We start from the raw sequence: 5,479 nt of genomic DNA, 5'->3' as shown, positions 1-5,479 counted from the left end.
CGCCGCCAGCAGCGGTACGGCCAGCAAGGGTTTCATCGTCCGGAAACACATGGCCTATTGCTCCTCCTGATTACCGACTAGTTCCAGCCCCTTCGGCAACCGATGGAAAACAAGCCGATGGCGAATATCCTTGCCATTTTCCCAATCCTGAAAGGACCCGATCGTCCTGCGGAACACAGGGGACTGCATCCAGTCCTTCAGATCCTCACGCCGATAGACAGCCGTAGCCGTCATGACGTCGCGCCCGGCCCAGTCCCTGTCATAGGGTTTGATGTCGGTGATGCCACTGAGATGCAGTCCCACACAGACGCCGCTGACCTGACTGATCAGATAGGGATGCAACAGATAGAGCGTCTGCTGGACACCATTGCCCTGCGCGACCGACACGCTGTTCGGCCAGGCCAGCGTCCCCAGCGGACTGCCGCGCGCCATGAAATTCGGTTGCACAAGCTCGTAGCTGAAATCGGGATCGTTATGCGGCGTCGTATAAATCGCTGCCGACGCCACGCCGCCGGCAAGAAAGCTGACCGGCACGAGATGACGTTCAAGCACCCCCCGATGCGTCATGTCGGTAACAATCTCCGGTGCCGTATCATCCGCAGGACCGGCATAGAAAATGAAAGGATGGCGATCGGGGGCCGTCCAGGGTGTCGATGCCATCCAGAACTGCCGACCGGCCCAGCTCTCGAAATTCAATCCGGGTGCAAAGCGGAACGTCAGACAGGAACGCGTGTCGATCGCCTGATGGGCTGCCAGAACCGCACGGATCGCAGTTCTGTCACCAGATCCGCCACTGAACGAGGATACGCCAGCCCCGACGACCGCGAGGGCAGCCACGCCACCACCGACCTGCGCGAGACGCGGCAGCCGGGAAAACATCAGCGCGAGAGAGCGCAGCATGCTCATATGTCACAGCCCTCCCACATCGCGACACAGTCCCAACAGATGGGTCAGTTTCCGGTTCAGCACACCGCCCAGCACGATGATCCCCTCCAGGAGTTGGGCCCCCTCGCTGTCGGCCTTCAGCGTATCGAGGCGACCGCGCAGGAGATGATGCTCCAGTTCCATCAGGCGGATGACGTCATGCAGACCGGCATGCAGTTCTTCCAGTCTGGGATCACGGAATGGAACGGGAGACAGCGAACGAACCTCATCGGTCATGACAAACCCTTCGACAGAACACGTGGTTCATGCGAGATTGGGCCCAGGATCAACGGAGACCCGCTTCACACTACGATGCAAATATATACGCATAACCGCATATACATACAAGCGCGTTTTCGCTTAGGAGTCACTTTTCCCTATCACGGAAGAGAGATTGCCTGTGACCATCCGTTCCAGACCGAGGCGCCGTCGCATGTCTGACGATCACGCCCGCCTGCTCCGCGAACGTGGCGAGCGTCTCCGGCAGGCCGCCCAGAGCATCGGCATCACCCATGCCGCCAAGGCGGCTGGTGTGCCTTACACAACGCTGCGGGATTACATGAACGGCAGCGAGATGAAACTTTCTGCCGTGGCGTCCCTCGCCCGCGCCTGTGGCGTTTCTCTGGACTGGCTGGCCTTTGGCGTGGGAGCGGGCCTCGATACAGGCAGCGAAGGCGCACCCCCAATCCGGGGTGGCCATCAGATCGTGATCCCCTGGCTGTCGCCTCAGCCAGACGAAGGTCTGCGCGTTGGCAAATCCTGGCTGGAAGCCGCACTCCCGCGCGACCCGGCAATGCTCCGTCTCCTCAGCGTCTCGGGGGACGCCATGGCGCCGACCCTGCGCGAAGGCGACCTTATCATCGTGGATACCAGCGCCCGCGCGGTTCAGGGCGGCGCCATCTTCGTGCTGCGGGTTGAGGGGGACATCCTTCTCCGCCGTCTGGAACGTCGACTGGGTGGCGGAATCCGGGCTCTCGCGGACAACGATCGCTATCCGCCGCAGGAGCTTCAGACCGCAGAGGCCGCAGGTCTGGATGTCGTGGGCGAAGTCGTCTGGTCGGGAGGGTTGCCGCGCGGTTGAGGTCCAACACGAGACAAAACGGGAAACCGTTTATAAGAATAGTAAATTCTCCGCTTGTTATTGCGGAATATCGCATATATTATCCTGACAAAAGCCGCCTACCGCGCGGCCATGCTCAGGAGCGTCATCATGTCGGATTCTGCGGATATCACGTCGTCGTCCTCGTCAGGCGTCCATCTGGTCAGCTCGGATGTCTCTATCGGCAATGGCGCCGTCTGGACGGACACCGAACTGGGCGATGGCGGTGAGCTCTTTGTCGAGGATGGCGGACTGGCCGTTAATACGCTGGTCGACAAGGGTGATCTGACCGTCGATGCGGGCAGTGTTGCCTCCGGTGTGACCGTAACCGGCAACTGGAATGAAAACGGTTATTTCGAAGTCGACGGCGGCACGATTACCGATCTGACTGTCGAAAAACAGGGCTGGGGCATCGTCAACAGCGGCTCCATCAACGATGTTCTGGTGACCGATAGCGGGTATATCGAGATCGCCGCTCTCGCGGACAATGTCACCGTGAGCAATGGCGGCGGCATTGAAGTGGATTCCACCGGGGTTGTCAGAAACCTGACGGTCGGCCCCGGCGGCACGTTTGGCATCCGCCCCGACGAGGGTGGTGTGATTGAGAACGTGACGATCGCCAGCGGCGGCAGCATCGACGCTACCGATATCGCCTCTGCTGGTAGCGTGGCGATCCAGAATGGGGGAGCCATCGACTTTAGCGGTCTGACCTTCCAGTCCGGGGGGAGCGCAACGCTGAAAGGCGACCCGGTTCTGACCGTAACCGAAGGAAGCGTTTCACGTTCTGTCTCGATTGAAGGCAACTATGCCGGGGAACATTTCGTCCTCAGCGATGACGGATCGGGCGGGACGATCGCCACATTGGAGCCAGATGACGGCACGCCCTGCTTCTGCCGGGGTACGTTGATTGAGACTGAACGGGGCGAGATCGCGGTAGAAGATCTCGCCATCGGTGATCGGGTGCGGACGGCATCACGTGCCCTGCGCCCTATCCGCTGGATCGGACACCGCTCGTATTCCGGCCCGTTTGTCAGGGGGAACCGGAACGTCCTGCCGATCGTCATCCGGGCGGGAGCGCTGGGTGACGGCCTACCGCGACGGGATTTGTCCGTCTCCCCGCTGCATGCGATGGCCCTGGAGGGCGTGCTCATACCGGCAATCTGTCTCGTTAACGGGGTCAGCATTCTTCAGGCGGAGAGCATTGATCAGGTCACCTATTTCCACATCGAGCTGGAAACGCACGATATTCTTCTGGCCGAGGGAGCGCCTTCGGAGAGTTTCGTTGATGATGACAGCCGGAACATGTTTCACAACGCGATCGAGTTCAAAAAACTCTATCCGGATGCAGCGCCGCTTCCGGCAGTCTACTGTGCGCCCCGGATCGAGGAAGGGCCCGTTCTTGAAGCTATCCGTACGCGTCTGAATGCTGAAGCCGGGATCATTCCAGTTCGAATGTCTGCTGGCATTGCCGAGGGCTATCTCGACGAGGTGACGCGCACCGTCATCCGGGGCTGGGCCAGAAACTCGCGCTCTTCGGAACCGATGCGTCTGTCTCTGTATGATAATGGGATCGCCATCGGGGAGGTCGTGGCCGATTGCCCTCGCCCTGATGTTGGCTCGGACTGTGGTTTCTGTTTCGTCGTGCCGGGTGGTCTCACGCCACACATGAGGCATGTCATCGAAATCGCGCAGGCGGATGATCCGGGCACGTCACGGAACTTTCTTGGCAATACGCCATGGATTGTGGACCAGCAGACTATCGGCCCCCATACCATCGCGCGATCAGCAGTGCCCGCATCGTCGACCGCTATGCGCGGCTATATCGACAGCGTCTCCCGCGACCGGGTCTGCGGCTGGATTTATGATCCTGCGCAGCCTGAAGAGTCAGTTGCCATACAGGTTGCGGTAAACGGGATGATTGTAGAACGGAGCATTGCCAACGGGCGCCGTCCTGATGTGGCTGACGCAGGAGCCGGGCCGGAACGGTGTGGATTTGATCTGCTTTTTATCCCGCCCCTCTCACCTCTGACACGCCAGATCATTGAAGTGCGGAACGAGCGTACCGGAGCCCTACTGGGCCAGCCAATTGTTGTGGAGGCGGCTGACCAGTTTGATTCGGACCTTGAACAGGCCGTTCGCACAGCGATCGGCTCCGTTCAGAATGTGAAAGATCATGACCGGGCCCTGTCGTTTCTGGCCGCGCAGATGGAGCACCTGAAACAAAGCCATGCCGACCATCAGTCGGGACGCATCCGGAGCACGACACAGCGTGAACGGTCCCGTCGGGGGCTGGCGCTTCCGGCAAACCGTGCTCCCAGAGCGCTTGTCATCGACAGCCGCATGCCGGACACCTGTCGTGATGCCGGGTCGTGCGCCATTCTGTCGCATATGGCTGCTCTTCAAGCGCTTGGCTATGACGTATCATTCGTCGCCGCTGATGAAATGGGTAGCACATCAGCGCAGACCATGAACAATATTGAGATCTGCGCAGCGCCTTTTTACAGCTCGGTCGAAGACCTTCTGCGTCGGCAAATGCAGAGTTTCGACCTCGTCTATCTGCACCGCCAGAACATTGCGATGCGCTATCTGCCGCTCGTCCGGCAGTATCAGTCCAAAGCGCGGGTGATCTACGCCGTCGCCGACCTGCACCATCTGAGGCTTGCGCGACAGGCGGCGGTCGAGGAAAGGCCAGAACTGATGGCAAAGGCCCATAAGATCCGGGATGCGGAATACGCCGCTGCCCGTCAGGCCGACATCGTTCTGACCCATTCAACCGTGGAGGCCGTGATCCTCCGGCGTGATGTGGCGAGCGTGGAAGTCCATGTCGTTCCTTGGGCTGTCGCGGTCCGAAAACAGGCTCCGTCATTTGAAAGACGGTGCGGCGTTTTGTTCCTTGGCAATTTCAGCCACGCGCCGAATGTGGATGCTGCGCTCTGGCTCGCTGAAGAGATCATGCCTCTCGTGTGGAGGCAGCGTCCTGATATTCATTGCACCATTGCGGGCGCGGACATGCCGGAAAGCGTTCGGCTGCTCGCAGCACCCGGCGTCGAAGTGATCGGTCCCGTCCCTGACTGCGGGGTTCTGTTCGACAAGGTCCGCCTCAGTATCGCCCCACTTCGCTTTGGAGCGGGTGTGAAGGGTAAGGTGCTGGACAGTATGGCCGCTGGCGTCCCGTGCGTGATGACACCGATTGCCGCTGAGGGAATGGAACTGCCCGGAGATTTTGCTGACGCGACAGGAGAAACCGCTGAAGCACTGGCTGCGCTGATCGTCAGTTTGCATGATGACTCAACGACGCATGCCAGAATGGTTCGGGCCGGGCGTCGCTTTATTCGACAGCGACATGACCATGCGAGAATTATCGATGCACTCGGAAGGATCGCTCGAGATAGAAGGGATGAACGTCAAGCCGGGTAACCGGTGTATAATCAGCTTTTGCGGGGCAAACAGAATATT

4 protein-coding genes are annotated in these 5,479 nt (G+C 59.9%); 2 read left to right on the top strand and 2 right to left on the bottom strand.

The window, feature by feature from the left end:
* Positions 1–54: 54 nt before the first annotated feature.
* Both KP699_RS15790 and KP699_RS15785 read right to left on the bottom strand, forming a co-directional pair.
* Positions 55–906 (bottom strand): hypothetical protein, encoded by an 852-nt coding sequence (locus KP699_RS15790; protein WP_086898688.1) that lies wholly within the window; start codon positions 904–906, stop codon positions 55–57.
* A gap of 3 nt (positions 907–909) precedes the next feature.
* Complete coding sequence (locus KP699_RS15785; protein WP_006559455.1) at positions 910–1,161, bottom strand: hypothetical protein; 252 nt, start codon at positions 1,159–1,161, stop codon at positions 910–912.
* Between the two features lie 196 nt (positions 1,162–1,357).
* Here KP699_RS15785 and KP699_RS15780 point away from each other — a divergent pair, with 196 nt between their 5' ends.
* On the top strand, positions 1,358–2,005 hold the full coding sequence (locus KP699_RS15780; protein WP_215763286.1) for a LexA family transcriptional regulator: 648 nt from the start codon (positions 1,358–1,360) through the stop codon (positions 2,003–2,005).
* A 129-nt stretch (positions 2,006–2,134) separates the two neighbouring features.
* The gene (locus KP699_RS15775) at positions 2,135–5,440 is read left to right on the top strand and encodes a Hint domain-containing protein (protein WP_215763285.1); all 3,306 of its coding nucleotides are present in this window, start codon (positions 2,135–2,137) and stop codon (positions 5,438–5,440) included.
* Positions 5,441–5,479: the final 39 nt, after the last annotated feature.

This window comes from Acetobacter sp. P1H12_c (assembly GCF_018811975.1).
Classification (GTDB): Bacteria; Pseudomonadota; Alphaproteobacteria; order Acetobacterales; family Acetobacteraceae; genus Acetobacter; species Acetobacter persici.
This window is presented reverse-complemented; position numbering and strand designations above follow the sequence as displayed.